The following is a 15,902-nucleotide window of genomic DNA, read 5'->3' on the forward strand; positions in this document are numbered from 1 at the left end:
GCGCTTCAGCGGCCATTTCGGACATAATCGACGGCGCCCCGACCCGACCGCGCCGCCTGAGGACCGCCGATGCCCCGGATCTCCCGCCGCACCCTCCTCACCGGTCTCGGCGCGGGCGCGCTCGCGGCGGCCGCCGGCTGCACCACCCGGCGCCCGGCCCCGCCGACCGCGGACGGCCTCAGCACCGGCGCCACGCCGTCCCCGGCCCAGGTCCAGGTCCCGCCGGTGACGGTGAACGCCGCCACCGGCCCGGTGGTGGTGCCGGGCGCGCCGATGCGGGTGGTCGTGCTGGACACCGACGTGCTCGACTCCGCGCTGACCCTCGGCATCACCCCGGTCGGCGCCGCGCTCGCGGGCCGCGACACCGGCTACCCCCAATACTGGCCGGCCTCCCGGACCGCCGGGATCCGGCTGGTCGGCCCGGCCGGCGCGCCCGACCTGCCGACCGTACGGGCGCTGCGGCCGGACCTGATCCTCTCCAACCAGGCCCGCGACGGCGACCGCTACGAGCAGCTGCGGGACATCGCCCCGACCGTGCTCACCCAGACCGCCGGGGCGCCGTGGAAGGCGAACGTCCAGCTGCACGCCCAGGCGCTGAGCCGGGAGGCGGCCGCGGCGGCCTTCGCCGGCGCGTACCAGAAGCACGCCGGGCAGGTGGCGCAGGCGCTGGCGGCGGCGAAGGCGTCGGGGCGCAGGGTGAGCCTGGTGCGGTTCGTGGAGGGCGGCGGCATCCGGCTGTTCGGCCGGCAGAGCTTTCCCGGGACGGTGCTCGCCGACGCCCAGGTGGGCCGGCCGGACGCGCAGAACGTCGACCAGTCGGACTTCGAGATCCCGCTGGACCAGCTCGCCAGGGCCGACGGCGACCTGCTGCTGTACGCCGTCTACGGCGGTCCGGAGGCGTCCGGCGCCAACGCGGTGCTGGCGAGCCCGGGCTGGCAGGCGCTGGGGGCGGTCAGGGGGCACCGGGCGTTCCCGGTGGACGACCAGCTCTGGTTCCAGGGGATCGGCTACACCGGGGCCAACTACCTGCTGGACGAGTTGCAGCGCTTCCTGGGGGCGTAGGCGGCCCGGGGGCCGCCGTCTCAGCGCGTCCCCGCGTAGCGGGCCGGGGAGACGCCGACGGCGGCGGTGAAGTCCCGGGTGAGGTGCGCCTGGTCCGCGTAGCCCAGCTCGGCGGCGAGCGCGGCCAGGTCCAACCCGCCGTCCGCCCCGGCGCGTTCGGCGGCCTCGTGGAGGCGGGCGCGGCGCAGCACCCACTTCGGGGAGGCGCCGACGTACTCGGCGAACAGGCGCTGGAGGCGGCGGACGGTCAGGCCCAGCTCGGCGGCCAGCCCGTCCACCCGGCACAGGTCCGGCGCGCCGGTGATCCGGTCCACCATGGCGGCGACCTCGGCGGCGACCGGGTCCGGCGCGGGCAGCCGGGGGCGGAGGAAGGCGTCGGCGAGGGCGGCGGGGCTGCCGGGCGCCGCGAGGATCTCCGCGCAGACCCGGTCGGCCTCGGGCCCGAAGTACTCGGCGGCGGGCACGGAACGGTCGGCCAGCCCGCTCACCGGGTGTCCGGCGAAGGGGCGGAAGGCGCCGGGGCGGAACCGCGCGCCCAGCACGTGCCCGGCGCCCTCCAGGCGGCGCACGAAGAGCGAGCGGTCCACCCCGTACACGCGCGCCCGCGGGGCCTCGAAGACCAGGTGGACGTTGGGGTGGGCGAGCACCTTCTGCTCGTACGGCGGCAGGCCCCGCAGGTCCCAGCGGACCAGCCAGTAGTACTCGACGAACCGTGCCACGGCGGGGTCGGGCGCGAGCCGGTCCACGGTGATCAGCTCCGCCGCCCGGGCGGGGTGGAGCACGCCGCGGCCGAGGTCGGAGGGGTCCTGAGGGTCCTGGGAACCCGGGGGCTCCTGGAGGTCCCGGAGGTCGATCGCCATGCCGCCAGGCTACGGCCGTCGCGTTTCTTCAAGACCGGCCGGTGCCCCCCGCGCCAGAATCGACGCATGAACGCCCACCCGATGCACCCCTTCCTGGCCCGCGCCGCCTCCGCGGCGGCCGCTGTCGCCGCCGCCGTCCCGGCCGACCGGCCGCTGGACGGGCCGACGCCCTGCACGGAGTTCGACACCCGTGCGCTGATCAACCACTGGGTGCTCTACACCTCGCACGGCCTGGAGCACCGGGCCCGGCGGACCGAGCTGCCCGAGGAGCTGGGCTCGCGCGACTTCACCGCCGACGCCGACTGGCGCTCCGCCTACGCGGCCCAGCTGGAGCGCGCGGTCGCGGCCTGGGCGGACCCGGCCGCCTGGGAGGGGGACGTCGACCTCGGCGGCTCGCCGGTGCCGGCGGTCGGGATCGCCCGGATGCTGGTCCTGGAGCTGCTGCTGCACGGCTGGGACGTCGCCCGGGCGACCGGCGGGCGGATCGAGGTCGACGAGGAACTCGCCCTGCTGGTCGGAGAGATCGTGGCGGAGAACGCCGAGCTGTACCGGCAGTACGCGGGGTTCGCGGCGTCGGTGGCGCTGCCGGAGGACGCCTCCGCCTGGGACCGCGCGCTGGCCGCCTCGGGACGCGATCCGCGCTGGAAGGCCTGAGCCCCGCGGGGAGCGACCGGTGGACCCCTCCGTGCCTGCGGCCGACGATCACTCGAAGCGGAGCGCCGCCCGGAGCCTGGCCCGCAACAGCCGTACGGCCGGGGACGGTTGGTCGTGGCGGGCGACCAGGCCGAGCCGGGCGCAGGTGGCGGCGTCGGCCAGCGGCACGGTCCGCAGCCCGGCGCCCGCGGTGCCCGCGGCGGAGGACGCGCTGAGCACGGCCACGCCCGCGCCGCGCTCGGCGAGCCGGAGCAGCGCGACCGGGGAGCTGGCCTCGATGTCCACCCGCGGGTCCAGGCCGAGCCGGCGGCAGGAGTCCTGGTAGGCGGCGCGGATGCCGGTGCCCGGGGAGAGGCAGAGGATCTTCTCGCCCCGCAGGTCGGCGAGTCGCAGCCGCGCCCGGTCGAGCGGGTGCCCGACGGGCACGACCGCGGCGATCGGCTCGTCGACGGCGACGGTGGCCTCCAGGCCCGGGGACACCTCGCCCGCGTAGCCGATCAGGGCCAGGTCGAGGGAGCCGGCCAGGACCTGCGCCTGGAGGTCCTCGGAGTGCCCCTCGTGCAGGCTGAGTTCGATGCCGGGGTGGCTGCGGCCGAGGTCGGCGACGGCGTCCAGGAAGGGCGGGATCGAGCAGCCCGTGATCATGCCGAGCCGGACCCGGCCGCGGACGGCGTCGGCGAACTCGGCGGCGGTGTGCTGGATGGCTTCGAGGGTCGCCAGCGCGTTCTTCGCCAGCGGGAGGACCGCCTCGCCGGCCGGGGTGAGACGGACCTGCCGTCCGGCCCGGTCCAGCAGCTGCTGGCCCAGTTCGCGTTCCAGCTTGGCCACTTGGGTGCTGATGCCGGACTGGCTCACGTGCAGCCGGGCCGCGGCGGCGGTGAAGGTGCCCTCGTCGACCACGGCGGCGAAGTAGCGCAGCTGGTGCATCTCCATGACCGGTGACGATATGCGACCGGGTGCTCCATCCGCTCGGCCGATCGGCCCGTCGGGGGAAACACCCGACGGGCCCGGGGAAGGATCCGGCGACCGGTCGGTCCGACGAACGGCCCGGCCGACGAGCGGGCCGTGGCCGCCCGGGCGGTCACGGCCCGCCGGGTGTCACCGGCGGCGGTCCTTGTCGCGGAGCTCCTGGGCCCGGAACTCCTTGTCCCGCAGGTGCCCCGACTTCCCGTCGGGCAGGTCGGCCTCGATGCGCTCCTTGCGCACCTGGCCGGTGACGGTCTGCTCCTCGACGCGTTCCTCGGTCACCAGCCGCACGCGCTCGACCGGGACGGCCTCGGTGCGCACCACCGGCCGCTCCGCGTGCAGGGTGACCTCGTACTCGGCCTCCGAGATGGGCTCACCGGACATCGCGGCGCCGCGGTTGGCGTCGGTGATGGGTTCGTGTTCGAGGTGGACCTCCTCGTGCCGCACCGGGACGGTCTGCCGTTCCTCCTCGGTGACGACGTACTTGCGCAGTTTCGCGTGGCCGGCTTCGTACCGCTCGACGCCGACGCTCATCCGCTCCTCGGAGCGGGTCATCGCGCCGTCCTTGCCCAGGTGGCCGGTGGTCCGCCCGGTGGCGGCGGTGCCCGGAGCGGCGGCGGCGCGCGTGGTGCCGGTCGGGGTGACGCCGGTCGTACCGGTCGTACCGGCGCGGCCGGTCGTGGCGGCGGTGCCGGCCGCGGCACCGGCGCCCGCGGCGGCGGCGGTACCACCGCCCGCGTGGGCCCAGCCGCCCTCGCCGGGCTGGTTGGCGGACTTCCAGGCGTCGTCCCAGGCGATGCCGTAGTGCTGGTAGAGCCGGCGTTCCTCCCGCTCGGAGAGGTGTCCGGTGCTGTCCACGTCCACCAGCGGCGCGTCCTTGACCTTCTCCTTCGGGTACGGCACCTCCAGGTGGTCGTCGACGACCCGGGCGTCGCGGATCGGCACGAACGACTCGCTCGCACCGAACCAACCGGTCTTGACGCTCACCCACTCCGGTTTTCCGGTGGCGTCGTCAAGGAACATGTGGTCCGCTTTGCCGATCTTGTTGCCCTGGGCGTCATGGACGGGGTGGTGCAGCATGGAACGGGCCTGCTGTTCAGTGATCACGATTCACGCCTCCTTCACATTCCAGCTCTGAGCGCCTTACCGGGCCCGGCGGTCCGAAACCACCTCAGCTGACATTCGCTCAGCGTGACGACCGTGCCCGACCGCTCACGCACCGTGCGCCATTTCAATCACCGCAACAGATAGGAGCCATCAGATCCATCTGTTGGACGGATGGCTCGGCCGGTCGGAGGATGGAGGCATGACGACGACGAAGAGCGCGCGCGAGATCGCCGAGACCTACTTCACCGCCTGGGAGGCGGGCGAGTTCGACACCGTCCGTGACCTGCTGGCCGACGACGTCGACTTCGTCGGGGCCCTGGGGACGGCCTCCGGGGTGGAGGAGGCGCTGGCCGGGCTGAAGGGGCTCGGCCGGGTGCTGGAGAGGATCGACGTGAAGGTCCGGGTGGCCGAGGGCGACGAGGTGATCACCTGGTTCGAGCTGTGCACGAGCATCGCCCCGCCGGCGCCGACCGCGAACTGGATGCACGTCGAGGACGGCCGGATCACCCGGATCCGGGTGACCTTCGACCCGCGCGGGCTGCTCGCCGGCTTCGGCGGCTGACCGGGCGCCCGGCCCCTCGCACCCGCCCGTACGAGGGACCGCGACCCGCCCGGCCGGCCACTCACCCGAGCGGTCATGCCCGCAGGCGACGCGGGACGGGGCGCGCTACGACTGGGGTGAAGGACCCCAGTCATCCCACTCCCCCCAGGGAGCCCCACCATGAACGAACGGACGACCCCGGCCCCGACCGTCGGCGCCACCGTGCACCAGGTCCAACCGGGCGGGGAGACCGGTCCGGTCCTCGCTCACGGCTTCCTGCTCGACTCCCGGTCGGTCCTGGTGCCCGACCCGCCGAGGACGGTCGGCGACCCGTGGCAGAGCCTCGCCGTCCGGATCACCGTCGACCCCGCCCCCGGGGACGGCGCCGAGGCCCTGCGGGTGGCCGGCATCGGCCTGGCCGCCTTCGCCACCGACGGCACCACCGGCGCGGCGGCCTTCCTGGCCCTGCTCACGCCGTCGCGGCACGGTCCCGCCGTCGGGGAGATCACCCGCGACCGGTTCGTCGAGACCCTCCGGCAGCACCACGGCGACCTCTGGGCCGCGCACCTCGCCCTCGGCTACCCGATCCGGCCGCCGGAGCACACCGCACCGGTGGAACCGTGGTGGTCCGACAGCCAGGCCGGCGGGTTCGCGGAGTTCGCCGACACCTGGTGCTGCCTGGGCTCCAACCACACGTGCTGCCGGGAGCTCCGGTTGTGACGGACCCCGCCCGTCGGCCGTGGTCACGGACCGTCACGGCGCAGGACGCCGCACTGGCGCTGGCGGTCACCGTCCCCGACGTCTTCTTCTACGCGACCCCGCTCGCGCCGGAGGTGAACGGGCGCGACCAGCTGCTGCTGACCGCCTTCGCCCTCCCGGAGGTCGTCGCGCTGACGTTCCGCAGGCGGTGGCCGACGGCGGTGTTCGCCGTGGTCTGGGCCGCGGCCGTCGGCGCGGCCCTGCTCTCCCTGGACTCCGACTTCGGCTTCACCCCCTTCTTCGGGCTGCTGATCGCGCTGTACTCGGTGGCCCGGCTGGGCGCACGGCCGGTCGCCCTCACCGCGCTGGTGCTGACCGGCCTCCCGGTCGCCCTGGGCATCTGGGATCCGATCGCCACCGGGGCGGTGCGCCCCGACCGCCAGACGGCCCTCGTCATCAGCGGCATCGCCTTCTACCTGCCGATCACCGCCGTCGCCTGGGGCGCCGGCCGCTGGATCCGGTCCGCCGCCGTCGCCGCCGAACGCGACCGGCGCGAGCTCGCGCTGGCCCGCCGGGCCGTCCGCAACGAACGCGTCCAGATCGCCCGCGAGTTGCACGACATCGTGGCCAACGCGGTGGCCGTCATCGTCATGCGGGCCGACACCGCCCGCAGCACGGCGCCCACCGACCCCGGGCGGTTGGCCGCCACCCTCGGCGACATCGAGGAGCTGGGCCGCAACGCGATGGCGGAACTGCGCCGGATGCTCCGGCTGCTGCGCACCGCCGACGTGCCCGTGGCGGACGGCGCCGGGCGGCGCGGACTCGCCGACCTGGGCCTGCTGCTGGACGACGCCCGTCGCGCCGGAATCCTGATCGACCTGGAGGTGCACGGCCACCCGGCCCGCCTCGACGACAGCGTCGACCTGACGGCCTACCGGCTGGTCCAGGAGGCCGTCACCAACATCATCAAGCACTCCGGCCCCGGCAGCCACGCCGCGGTGCGGATCCGCTGGTCCGAGGTGCTGGCCCTGGAGGTGGTCGACGACGGCGCCGGCCGCCGCCCCGAGGCCCCCCGGGAACTGTCCACCGGCCACGGCCTGCTCGGGCTCGCCGAGCGCATCGCGCTGTTCGGCGGCGAGCTGACCGCCTCGCCGTACCTCTCGGGCTTCCGGGTCACCGCCACCCTGCCGCTCTCGCCGCCCCCCGCCACGGCCGGCTGACCGGCCGGTCCGCGGCCGCTCACTGCTCCTGCGCGTACCGGGTGGTGAAGCCCAGGACCGCCACGTACCGGCCCTCGGCCGGCCTCGTGACCTCGCCCGGCCGCACGGGCTGCCAGGCCAGGTACTCGGACCGCTGCCCCTCGTCGTTCCGGTAGCGCCGGCCGCCGTACTTCTCGTACCAGTAGTCCTCGCCGGAGGTCAGGAGTTCGGGGCCCGGCGCCCGGGCGACGCTCACGTACAGCTCGGTCCGCACCGCCTCGTCCGTCGACAGCTCGAACTCCACGGACGGGGAGACCGGCCGGGCCGCCGCCTCCGCCACCTCCTCCGGGGTGGGGTCGGCGGGCGGCTGGTGGTCGTACTCGTCGGCCTCGACCAGGCCCTTCCACCGCTGCGAGCTCAGCCAGCCCTGGCCGTCCAGGTACCGGTCCAGATCGGCCAGCCGGGAGCGGACGTCGCTCCCGTCGAAGGCCAGGTAGACGTTCACGGTCCGCTCGCAGGCCGTCGGCAGCCACTTGCCCCGGGCGAACAGGTCCCCGCGGTAGTCGGTCCGACACACGTCGACCGTCGACCGGGCCAACCCCTGCGCCCACGGCAGCAGTTCGGGCAGCAGGTCGATCCGTCCGGCCATCCGCTCCTCGGCCGCCCGGCGGGCCTCCGCGGTCGCCGCGTCCCGCGCCAGCCCCGGGACGTCCGGCGGGGCCGGGATGGCCGTGTCGCGGTACTGCCGCCACCCCGCCCAGCCGACGGACACCACCGCCGCCGCCAGCGCCGCGATCAGCACCCATCGCAGCCAGAACCGAACCACATCCACCCCCGGCCTCCGCACACCCCGCTCGGGCATCGTACGGGCGCGGACGCGGAACCGGGCGGGCGGTGCCGTCCGACACGGGAGGCCGGTGCGTTCGGCCCCCCCGTACGGGAGGGTGCCGTTCAGGCCTTCGCTTCGGCCTTCGCTTCGGCCTTCGCTTCGGCCTTCGCTTCGGCCTTCGCTTCGGCCACGTCGGCCCGCCCGTCGATCTGCCAGGCGGCGCGCTGGCGCAGCGCGATCCGGTTGCCGTCCGGGTCGACCGCCTCGATCCGGATGCCGAAGCCGTAGTCCTCCGGCTCCGGCTGCTCGAAGGCCACCCCGCGCCCGCGCAGCACCTCGAAGTCCGCCCGCAGGTCGTCGGACTCGATGAACACCGGCCCCGGCACGCCCGCTCCGGGCTGCCGACCGGTCGGCAGCCCGGCCGACTCCGGGTGCGGCCACAGGACGATCTCCGGCCCGCCGCCCGGGACGGCCACGGTGAGGAACCGCCCGTCCGGGCCCGGGTGGTCGATGCGCTTCTCCAGGCCGAGCCCGTCGACGTAGAACTCCAGGGCGCGGTCCTGGTCGGTCACGTAGACCGTCACGTACATGATGTTCGTCAGCATCCCGCTGTTCCTCCGTACCGTCGGTGTGGTCCCACTGCCCCACCGACGGATCCCGGCGGCCGGATGTGACGGCCGCCCGCCGGCCGGCCGCCGCGCACCCGGCGCCGGAGCCCACCCGCCGGAGCGGATCGGCTCACCCGCCGGAGCGGATCGGCTCACCCGTCCGGTGCAGGTGGGCGAAGATCTCCCGGTAGGAGCGGAACAGGCCCGTCTCGCAGTACGGGACGCCCTTCTCGGCGCAGAACTCCCGGGTGATCCGGGCGGCCCGCCCGAGCGCCGGGGTCGGCATGCTGGGGAACAGGTGGTGCTCAACCTGGTAGTTGAGCCCGCCCATCACCGAGTCGACGAGCAGCCCGCCGCGGACGTTGCGCGAGGTGAGCACCTGGCGGCGCAGGAAGTCGAGCCTCATCTCCGGCGTCACCATCAGCATGCCCTTGTGGTTCGGGGCGAAGACGCAGCCCAGGTAGACGCCGAGCAGCGCCTGGTGCACCGCGAGGAAGGCGACCGCCTTGCCGACCGGGAGGGCGGCGAACACCAGCCCGAAGTAGGCCGCGAAGTGGACCACCAGCAGCGCGCCCTCCAGCACCGGGCGCTTCATGGCGGGGCCGCGCAGCGCGCGGAAGCTGTTGAAGCTGAGGTTGAGGCCCTCCAGCAGGAGCAGCGGCACGAACAGGTACGCCTGCCGGCGGCCGATGAACCGGGCTAGGCCGCCCGCCTGCCGGGCCTGCCGCTTGGACCACACCAGGAGGTCGGGGGCGACGTCCGGGTCCCGTTCCTCGTGGTTCGGGTTGGCGTGGTGGCGGGTGTGCTTGTTCATCCACCAGCCGTAGCTCATGCCCATCAGCAGGTTGGCGGCGATCCGGCCGCCGACCTCGCTCGGCAGCCGCCGGTCGAAGACCTGACGGTGCGCCAGGTCGTGGGAGAGCAGGCCGATCTGGGCGAACACCACGGACATCGCCGCCGCCAGGCCGAGCTGCCACCAGGTGTCGCCCAGCGCGAACAGGGCGTACCAGCCGCCGAGGAAGGCGGCGAGCACCAGGCCCGCGCGGACGGCGTAGTAGCCGTGGCGCCGGGCGAGCAGTCCCTCGGCGGCTATTCGGCGGGTCAACTGGGCGAAGTCGCTGCCGCCGCTCCCCGACCGGGGGGCGGGGGCTTCGGGCGCTTCGGTCGTCATCACGGGCTGCGCGGGCATGCCCCGAGTCTGGCCGCGACCGGCCCGCCCGCAGAACGGGGAAAGCACCCGTCCCGTACGGGTGTTAACCCCCTTGCCGCCGGGGGTGCCGACCCGAGGCGAGTGCGCCTGCCCGAGGCGGGGGGTGCCGACCCGAGGCGCGGCGCACCGGCCCGCCGCGGCACCGCGCCGAGTCCCTCAGGAGGGCTCCGCCGGACCGCCGAGCGCGGCGCGGACCAGGCGGGTGACGGCCGGGGTGGCGGCGGTCAGGGCGCCGTCGCCGTCCGGTGCCCCGGCCGCCGCCTCCGTCGCCAGCGCGTCGTAGGTCTCGAAGGCGGTGAGGACGAACAGCAGGCCCGCCGCGTCCGGCGGGGCGGCGGGCAGCCGGCCGGTCAGCACGGCGGCACCCTCGCGACGGCGGGCGTCGCGGTCGGCGATGACCCGGCCCACCTCCTCGTCGAGCGCGGCGAGGGCCCGCAGTCGGCGGGTGCAGACCCGGTCGACCGCCCAGAAGCCGCCCATCACCTCGACGAAGCGGTCGACCGCCGCCCAGGGATCGGCCAGGGTGAAGGCCTCGGCGAGCCGGGCCATGCCGCCCTGTTCGGCGAGGGCGTCGCAGACCGCCTCCAGCAGGCCCGCCTTGGAGCCGAACTGGTAGTAGACGGTCGCCCGGGCGACGTCCGCGCGACGGGCGACGGCGTCCAGCGAGGCCCCGCCGGTCTCGGCCAGGTGCGCGCGGGCGGCCGCGACGATCCGGGCGCGCGTCTCGTCGACCTCCGCCTGCCGCTGTCCCATCCGGTAGGACCGGGGGCTCATCCCGCTCGCCTCCACTCGTTCCGTGTGAACTGGCAGTATCGCCGATCCGTCCACCCGGGCCGGGCCGCCCCGGCGCTCGGCGGGGCGGCCCGCCGCTCAGAGCATGATCCGCCCGCCGCTGACGTCCAGGGTCTGCCCGGTGATCCAGGACGACGCGTCGGAGGCCAGGAAGAGCGCGGCCGAGGCGATGTCCTGCGGCTCGCCGAGGCGGCCCAGCGGGTGCGCGGCGGCGACCGTGGCCCGCACCTCGGGCGGCATCTGCGCGGCGGTCCGCTCGGTGCGGACGGCGCCCGGCGCGACGGCGTTGACCCGGACGCCCGCACCGGCGACCTCCAGGGCGAGGTGCCGGGTGAACATCAGCACGCCCGCCTTGGCCGTGGCGTACGCGGCGGAGGCGCCGCTGGGCAGCCGGCCCGCCGTGGAGGCCATGGTGACGATCGAGCCGCTGCCGCGGGCCAGCAGACCGGGCAGGAAGGCCTGGACGGTGAGGAAGGTGGCGGTGAGGTTGCCGTCCAGGACGGCCCGCCAGTGCTCCTCGGTCTCGCGGACGGTGGGCACCGGGTAGCCGTCGCCGCCGACGAAGGCGGCCAGGACGTCGACCGGGCCGAGGTCCCGCTCGATCCGGGCGGCGGCGGAGCCGAGCGCCGTCGCGTCCGTGCAGTCGGCGACCAGCCCGAGCGCCCGGGCGCCCTCCGCCCGCATCCGCTCGGCCACCTCCGTCAGCGCCGCCGCGTCGCGGCCGAGGACGGCGACGGCCGCGCCCTGCCGGGCGAAGGCGAGGGCGGTCTCCGCGCCGATGCCCCGGCTGCCGTCGGCGATCACCACCACCCGGCCGTCCAGGTCGCGGTAACGAGTCTGCCGAACTCCCATGTTCCATCGCTCCTTCGGGGTCGCACTCGCGGTGCACTGTGGTTCACTTGGTTTCATTCATACAGTCCGTCTGAATGAATAACAAGCACCGCTCCGGTGCCCGGTCGCACGCCACGGGTCGCAAGTCCCGAGCGCGAGTCACGAGCACCAGTCACGAGTCACGGGTCACGGGTCCCGAGTCCGGGTCCCGGGAATCCCGAGGAGGAACCGATGAGGATCGCAGTCGTGGGCGCCACCGGACGCACCGGCCGCCTGGTGGTCGACCTCGCCCTGGCGGCCGGACACACCGTCACCGCCGTCGCCCGCGACCCCGCCCGACTACCGCACTACGCCCACGGCACCCCGCGCGCCGCGCGGGCCGACGTCAGCCGACCCGGCTCCCTGCACGGCCCGCTGGACGGCCAGGACGCCGTCGTCGCCACCCTCGGCACCACCGGCCGCCGGGCCACCACCGTCTTCTCCGACGGCGCCCGGGAGTTGACCGCGGCCGTCCGCGCCGGCGGCGTCCGGCACCTGGTGACGATGAGCTCGGCGGGCCTGGACACCAGCCGGCTCCCGTTCGCCCAGCGGGTGGTGACCGGGCTGGTGGTCGACCGGCTCTACCGGGAGGTCCACCACGACCTCGCCCGGATGGAGGCGGTGCTCGCCCGGTCCGACACGGCGTGGACGGTCGTCCGGGTGCCGATGCTCAAGGACGGACCGCCGGCCGCGGGCCCCCAGGTCTCGTACGACCGGCCGCTGCCCCGCGCCGGCACCGCCACCCGCGCCACCGTCGCCCACTGGATCGTCGGCCACCTCGGCGACCCGGCGACCTTCCGCCACCTGGTCCACCTCGCGGACGACTGACCCGGCCGGCCCGACGGACCCGCCACCCGGCGGCGGCACCCGTACCGCCGCGGCTCAGCCCTGCTGCGGCGGGCGGCGGCGCATGGCGAGCAGCAGCAGGACCACCGCCGACAGCACGGCGGACACCCGCAGCACGTCCGGGGCCGCCGACCAGCTGATCTGGCCCAGTGGCGAGCCCGACTGGAGGCCGCCGCCCTGGCCACCCGCCTGCTTGGCCTGCCGCATGGAGAAGAGGGTGGTCGCGCTCATCGTGGCCAGCGGGATGCCGAGGACCACGAACTTGCGCATCAGGTCGGAGATCTGGCGGGACAGGTAGCCGAGGCCCCAGCCGGCCAGCATGGCCGGGAAGAAGCCGGAGACCGCCCCGCCGACCAGCAGGCCGCAGGAGAGCAGGATCAGTGGGGAGGGCTTGCGGGCGGGCGCGCCCTGCTCCGCCTCCTTCCCCTTGGCCTTGGCCTTGCCCTTGCCCTTCCTGCCCCCGGCCTTCCCGGCGGCGGCCCCGGGCTGTGCGGGAGGAGCGGCGGGGGCCGGGGCCTGCTTGCGCCGGCCCCGGCGCGGTTTCTTCTTCGGGTCCGCGGGCCCGGCCGGCGCCGCGGCCTCCTCGGCGCTCGGCTGCTCGGCGGTGCGCTGCTCGGGGATCGGCTTCGGCGCGGGCCGCGGCCCGTCCGAGAAGTCGAAGAGCGTCATGGTCCACGGGCCGGTGCTCGACACCGTCGGCGGCGGGATCGCGTCCGCCCGTTCCCGGGCCTCGGCCAGGTCCGGCAGGTCCAGCGGTACGGACGGGATGCCCGCCGCGCTCGGCGCCGGCGGGTCGTACACGCTGTCGGGGTCGGGGTCAGGAACGGGAGCGGGAGCGGACGGCACCTCGGCGGCCCCCTCGGACGCGCGCTCCCCGGAGCCGCTGCCCGGGCCGCCGCCCGAACGCTCGCTCCAGGGCCCGCTCTTGCGCCACCACTCGCCGTCCGTCATCACCGACCACCCCGCCTCATCCGTACCGGCCGCCCACCGAACCGCCCTCGGCGTGACGCTACCCACCCCGCCCCCGCCCGCGCGAGTCCGTCAGCGGCCGTCCGCGGGTACGGCGCTGCGCCGGAGGGGCGGCCGCGCGAGGGACACCCCGTCGTCCCCACGCCCGACTAACCTAGGTCGAATGACCACACAGCAGGGCCCTCAACGCCGGGGCAGGTCCGCCACCGGCCCGCGCACCCTCGCCGAGGAGCTGCGCGCCCGTCCCGACGACGCGCTCGCCGCCCTGTTCCGCGCCCGCCCCGACCTGCTGAACCCCGTCCCCGGCGACCTCACCCAGCTGTCCGCCCGGCTCTCCTCGCGCGCCTCCGCGCTGCGCGCCCTGGAGCGGCTCGACCGCTTCACCCTCCAGGTCGCCGAGGCGCTGGCCACCGCCCCGGACGGCACCTCGCTGAGCACCGTCCGCACCCTGCTGACCGGCCCGGCGAAGGTCAAGCCGCACCCCGGCGCGACCCCGCTCACCCCGGCCGACCGGTCCGCCGTCGTCGGCGCCCTGCCGCGCGCGATCGCCGCCCTGCGCGACCGGGCGCTGCTCTGGGGCCCCGACAACGGGCTGCGGCTGGTCCTCGCCGTCCGCGAGGCGCTCGCCCCGACCGCCGGCAACCCGGGCCGCACCGGCCTCGGCCCCACCCTCGCCGACGCCACCGTCGGCATGTCCCCGGCCCGGCTGCAGCAGCTGCTCGCCTCGGCCGGGCAGCCCGCCACCCCGGACCCGGTCAGCGCCGTCGCCGCGCTCACCGCGCTGCTCACCGACCGCGCCCGCTGCGCCGCGCTGCTCGACACCGCGCCCGAGGCCGCGCTGCGGCTGCTGGACCGGCTGGTCTGGGGGCCGCCCACCGGCACCGTCCCTGACGCCGTCCGCCCGGTCACCGCCGAGGACGCGCAGAGTCCGGTCGAGTGGCTGCTGGCCCGCGGCCTGCTGCTGCCCAGCAGTCCCGGCAGCGTCGTCCTGCCCCGCGAACTCGCCCTGCACCTGCGCGGCGGCCGCACCCACCGCACCGTCGAACCGATCCAGCCCGAACCCGCGCCCGCCGCCGCCCCGCGCGACCCCGGCGTGGTGGACAGCGCCGCGGCCGGGCAGGCGCACACCGCGGTCAAGACCGTCGAGGAGCTGCTGGACGGCCTGGGCCTCACCCCGCCGCTGACCCTGCGCGCCGGCGGCCTCGGCGTCCGCGACCTCAAGCGCACCGCCCAGGCCCTGGAGACCACCGAGCAGCAGACCGCCTTCTGGCTCGAACTCGCCTACACCGCCGGGCTGCTGGCCCCCGACGGCGAGGTGGACGAACGCTGGGCCCCCACCCCGGCGTACGACGCCTGGCTGCACCTGGACACCGCCGAACGCTGGTCCGTCCTGGCCACCGCCTGGCTCGCCGCCACCCGCGTCCCCGCCCTCACCGGCACCCCGGACGGCCGGGGCAAACCGCGCGCCGCCCTCGGCCCCGAGCTCGACCGCACCCTCGCCCCGTCCGTCCGCCGCGCCGCCCTCGCCCTGCTCGCCGAACTCCCGCCCGGCACCCCGGCCACCGCCGAGGAGCTGCTCCCCACCCTGCGCTGGCAGCGCCCGCTGCGCGGCGGCCCCACCGGCCCGGACGGCCGCGAGCTGCGCGACGAGCTCACCGCCTGGACCCTCGACGAGGCCGAACTGCTCGGCGTCACCGGCCGCGGCGCCCTGGCCGCCCCCGCCCGCGCCCTGCTCACCGCCGAGTCCGACCCGGCCGAGGTGCTCGCCCCGCTGCTCCCGCAGCCGCTGGACCACGTGATCCTCCAGCCGGACCTCACCGCGATCGCCCCCGGCCCGCTGCTCACCCCGCTCGCCCAGGCCCTCGCGCTGTGCGCCGACATCGAGTCCAAGGGCGGCGCCACCGTCTACCGCTTCACCCCGGCCTCGGTGCGCCGCGCCCTCGACGCCGGCCGCACCGCCGCCGACCTGCGGGCCTTCCTGGAGCAGCACAGCCGGACGCCCGTCCCGCAGCCGCTCGGCTACCTGATCGACGACGTCGCCCGCCGGCACGGCGTCCTGCGGGTCGGCGCCGCCTCCTCCTACCTGCGCTGCGACGACCCGTCCCTGCTCGGCGAGGTGCTCGCCGACCGCCGCTCCGCCGACCTGCGGCTGCGGCTGCTCGCCCCCACCGTCGTCGCCGCCCAGGCCGCCCCGGACGTCCTGCTCGCCACCCTGCGGACGATGGGCTACGCCCCGGCCGCCGAGTCCGCCGAGGGCGACGTGCTGATCACCCGCCCGGACACCCACCGCACCCCGCCCCGGACGGCGCCCGTGCCCGTCCCCGACGGGCCGCCCAGCCCCGACGACACCCTGCTCGCCGCCGCCATCAAGGCCATCCGGGCCGGCGACCGCGCGGCCACCGCCGCCCGCCGCGAGCCCGCCGCCGACCCGCGCCGGCTCCCCCGCACCGCCGCCGCCGAGACCCTGGCCGCCCTCCAGACGGCCGTGCTGCTCGGCGAGCGCATGTGGATCGGCTACCTCAACGCCGAGGGCATCGCCAGCCAGCGGATCATCGACCCGGTCAAGGTCGAAGGCGGCTTCGTCACCGCCTTCGACCACCACGCCGACGAACTGCGCACCTTCGCCCTGCACCGCATCACCGGCGTCGCGGAACTCGACGAGTGACCCCGGGCGCGCCCTGACGCCCGCC

General features: G+C 76.0%; 16 protein-coding genes. 7 read left to right on the forward strand and 9 right to left on the reverse strand.

The window, feature by feature from the left end; all coding sequences use genetic code 11:
• The first annotated feature begins 69 nt into the window (after nt 1-69).
• Complete coding sequence (locus ACIQI7_RS36370) at nt 70-1,062, forward strand: ABC transporter substrate-binding protein (RefSeq protein WP_401118446.1); 993 nt, start codon at nt 70-72, stop codon at nt 1,060-1,062.
• Between the two features lie 20 nt (nt 1,063-1,082).
• Here ACIQI7_RS36370 and ACIQI7_RS36375 read toward each other — a convergent pair whose 3' ends face one another.
• Nucleotides 1,083-1,922 carry a DUF6597 domain-containing transcriptional factor gene (locus ACIQI7_RS36375; RefSeq protein WP_401118449.1) on the reverse strand — a complete coding sequence of 280 codons (840 nt, stop codon included), beginning with the start codon at nt 1,920-1,922 and terminating at the stop codon, nt 1,083-1,085.
• A gap of 66 nt (nt 1,923-1,988) precedes the next feature.
• Here ACIQI7_RS36375 and ACIQI7_RS36380 point away from each other — a divergent pair, with 66 nt between their 5' ends.
• The gene (locus ACIQI7_RS36380; protein WP_401118451.1) at nt 1,989-2,576 is read left to right on the forward strand and encodes a TIGR03086 family metal-binding protein; all 588 of its coding nucleotides are present in this window, start codon (nt 1,989-1,991) and stop codon (nt 2,574-2,576) included.
• A gap of 48 nt (nt 2,577-2,624) precedes the next feature.
• On the opposite strand, the gene ACIQI7_RS36385 is transcribed toward ACIQI7_RS36380, so the two are convergent.
• Both ACIQI7_RS36385 and ACIQI7_RS36390 read right to left on the reverse strand, forming a co-directional pair.
• The gene (locus ACIQI7_RS36385) at nt 2,625-3,509 is read right to left on the reverse strand and encodes a LysR family transcriptional regulator (RefSeq protein ID WP_401118453.1); all 885 of its coding nucleotides are present in this window, start codon (nt 3,507-3,509) and stop codon (nt 2,625-2,627) included.
• A gap of 165 nt (nt 3,510-3,674) precedes the next feature.
• Complete coding sequence (locus ACIQI7_RS36390; protein WP_401118456.1) at nt 3,675-4,649, reverse strand: PRC and DUF2382 domain-containing protein; 975 nt, start codon at nt 4,647-4,649, stop codon at nt 3,675-3,677.
• 199 nt (nt 4,650-4,848) lie between these two features.
• Between ACIQI7_RS36390 and ACIQI7_RS36395 the strand changes: the two genes are divergently transcribed.
• The 3 genes from ACIQI7_RS36395 (at nt 4,849) to ACIQI7_RS36405 (ending at nt 7,109) form a co-directional block, all read left to right on the forward strand.
• Nucleotides 4,849-5,211, forward strand: coding sequence for a nuclear transport factor 2 family protein (locus ACIQI7_RS36395; RefSeq protein WP_401118458.1), 363 nt, complete (start codon nt 4,849-4,851; stop codon nt 5,209-5,211).
• A 159-nt stretch (nt 5,212-5,370) separates the two neighbouring features.
• The gene (locus ACIQI7_RS36400) at nt 5,371-5,910 is read left to right on the forward strand and encodes a hypothetical protein (RefSeq protein ID WP_401118461.1); all 540 of its coding nucleotides are present in this window, start codon (nt 5,371-5,373) and stop codon (nt 5,908-5,910) included.
• On the forward strand, nt 5,907-7,109 hold the full coding sequence (locus ACIQI7_RS36405) for a sensor histidine kinase (RefSeq protein WP_401118463.1): 1,203 nt from the start codon (nt 5,907-5,909) through the stop codon (nt 7,107-7,109). Before ACIQI7_RS36400 ends, ACIQI7_RS36405 begins: the two co-directional genes overlap by 4 nt.
• Before the next feature lie 19 nt (nt 7,110-7,128).
• Here ACIQI7_RS36405 and ACIQI7_RS36410 read toward each other — a convergent pair whose 3' ends face one another.
• From ACIQI7_RS36410 to ACIQI7_RS36430, 5 genes are all read right to left on the reverse strand, one after another.
• A complete protein-coding gene (locus ACIQI7_RS36410; protein WP_401118466.1) occupies nt 7,129-7,920 on the reverse strand; it encodes a hypothetical protein in 792 nt (263 codons plus the stop codon).
• Nucleotides 7,921-8,039: 119 nt separating this feature from the next.
• Nucleotides 8,040-8,522, reverse strand: a complete 483-nt coding sequence (locus ACIQI7_RS36415) for a VOC family protein (RefSeq protein WP_401118468.1) — start codon at nt 8,520-8,522, stop codon at nt 8,040-8,042.
• Between the two features lie 133 nt (nt 8,523-8,655).
• Nucleotides 8,656-9,696 (reverse strand): fatty acid desaturase family protein, encoded by a 1,041-nt coding sequence (locus tag ACIQI7_RS36420; protein ID WP_401118530.1) that lies wholly within the window; start codon nt 9,694-9,696, stop codon nt 8,656-8,658.
• A gap of 195 nt (nt 9,697-9,891) precedes the next feature.
• Nucleotides 9,892-10,509, reverse strand: a complete 618-nt coding sequence (locus tag ACIQI7_RS36425; protein WP_401118471.1) for a TetR/AcrR family transcriptional regulator — start codon at nt 10,507-10,509, stop codon at nt 9,892-9,894.
• 96 nt (nt 10,510-10,605) lie between these two features.
• Nucleotides 10,606-11,379, reverse strand: coding sequence for an SDR family NAD(P)-dependent oxidoreductase (locus tag ACIQI7_RS36430; RefSeq protein ID WP_401118474.1), 774 nt, complete (start codon nt 11,377-11,379; stop codon nt 10,606-10,608).
• A 210-nt stretch (nt 11,380-11,589) separates the two neighbouring features.
• Here ACIQI7_RS36430 and ACIQI7_RS36435 point away from each other — a divergent pair, with 210 nt between their 5' ends.
• The gene (locus ACIQI7_RS36435) at nt 11,590-12,225 is read left to right on the forward strand and encodes an NAD(P)-dependent oxidoreductase (RefSeq protein ID WP_401118476.1); all 636 of its coding nucleotides are present in this window, start codon (nt 11,590-11,592) and stop codon (nt 12,223-12,225) included.
• A gap of 54 nt (nt 12,226-12,279) precedes the next feature.
• Here ACIQI7_RS36435 and ACIQI7_RS36440 read toward each other — a convergent pair whose 3' ends face one another.
• Nucleotides 12,280-13,194, reverse strand: a complete 915-nt coding sequence (locus ACIQI7_RS36440; RefSeq protein ID WP_401118478.1) for a hypothetical protein — start codon at nt 13,192-13,194, stop codon at nt 12,280-12,282.
• A gap of 181 nt (nt 13,195-13,375) precedes the next feature.
• On the opposite strand from ACIQI7_RS36440, the gene ACIQI7_RS36445 reads away from it, so the two are divergent.
• The gene (locus ACIQI7_RS36445) at nt 13,376-15,877 is read left to right on the forward strand and encodes a helicase-associated domain-containing protein (RefSeq protein ID WP_401118480.1); all 2,502 of its coding nucleotides are present in this window, start codon (nt 13,376-13,378) and stop codon (nt 15,875-15,877) included.
• Nucleotides 15,878-15,902 lie beyond the last annotated feature (25 nt).

Origin of the sequence: Kitasatospora sp. NPDC092039, assembly GCF_044756065.1 — a bacterium.
Taxonomy (GTDB): Bacteria; Actinomycetota; Actinomycetes; order Streptomycetales; family Streptomycetaceae; genus Kitasatospora.

Excerpts from the sequence above, each read along its gene's own strand:
- ACIQI7_RS36370 (WP_401118446.1), top strand. The coding sequence starts at position 70 with ATGCCCCGGATCTCCCGCCGCACCCTCCTCACCGGTCTCGGCGCGGGC.
- ACIQI7_RS36375 (WP_401118449.1), bottom strand. The coding sequence starts at position 1,922 with ATGGCGATCGACCTCCGGGACCTCCAGGAGCCCCCGGGTTCCCAGGAC.
- ACIQI7_RS36380 (WP_401118451.1), top strand. The coding sequence starts at position 1,989 with ATGAACGCCCACCCGATGCACCCCTTCCTGGCCCGCGCCGCCTCCGCG.
- ACIQI7_RS36385 (WP_401118453.1), bottom strand. The coding sequence starts at position 3,509 with ATGGAGATGCACCAGCTGCGCTACTTCGCCGCCGTGGTCGACGAGGGC.
- ACIQI7_RS36395 (WP_401118458.1), top strand. The coding sequence starts at position 4,849 with ATGACGACGACGAAGAGCGCGCGCGAGATCGCCGAGACCTACTTCACC.
- ACIQI7_RS36400 (WP_401118461.1), top strand. The coding sequence starts at position 5,371 with ATGAACGAACGGACGACCCCGGCCCCGACCGTCGGCGCCACCGTGCAC.
- ACIQI7_RS36415 (WP_401118468.1), bottom strand. The coding sequence starts at position 8,522 with ATGCTGACGAACATCATGTACGTGACGGTCTACGTGACCGACCAGGAC.
- ACIQI7_RS36420 (WP_401118530.1), bottom strand. The coding sequence starts at position 9,696 with ATGACGACCGAAGCGCCCGAAGCCCCCGCCCCCCGGTCGGGGAGCGGC.
- ACIQI7_RS36425 (WP_401118471.1), bottom strand. The coding sequence starts at position 10,509 with ATGAGCCCCCGGTCCTACCGGATGGGACAGCGGCAGGCGGAGGTCGAC.
- ACIQI7_RS36430 (WP_401118474.1), bottom strand. The coding sequence starts at position 11,379 with ATGGGAGTTCGGCAGACTCGTTACCGCGACCTGGACGGCCGGGTGGTG.
- ACIQI7_RS36435 (WP_401118476.1), top strand. The coding sequence starts at position 11,590 with ATGAGGATCGCAGTCGTGGGCGCCACCGGACGCACCGGCCGCCTGGTG.
- ACIQI7_RS36440 (WP_401118478.1), bottom strand. The coding sequence starts at position 13,194 with ATGACGGACGGCGAGTGGTGGCGCAAGAGCGGGCCCTGGAGCGAGCGT.
- ACIQI7_RS36445 (WP_401118480.1), top strand. The coding sequence starts at position 13,376 with ATGACCACACAGCAGGGCCCTCAACGCCGGGGCAGGTCCGCCACCGGC.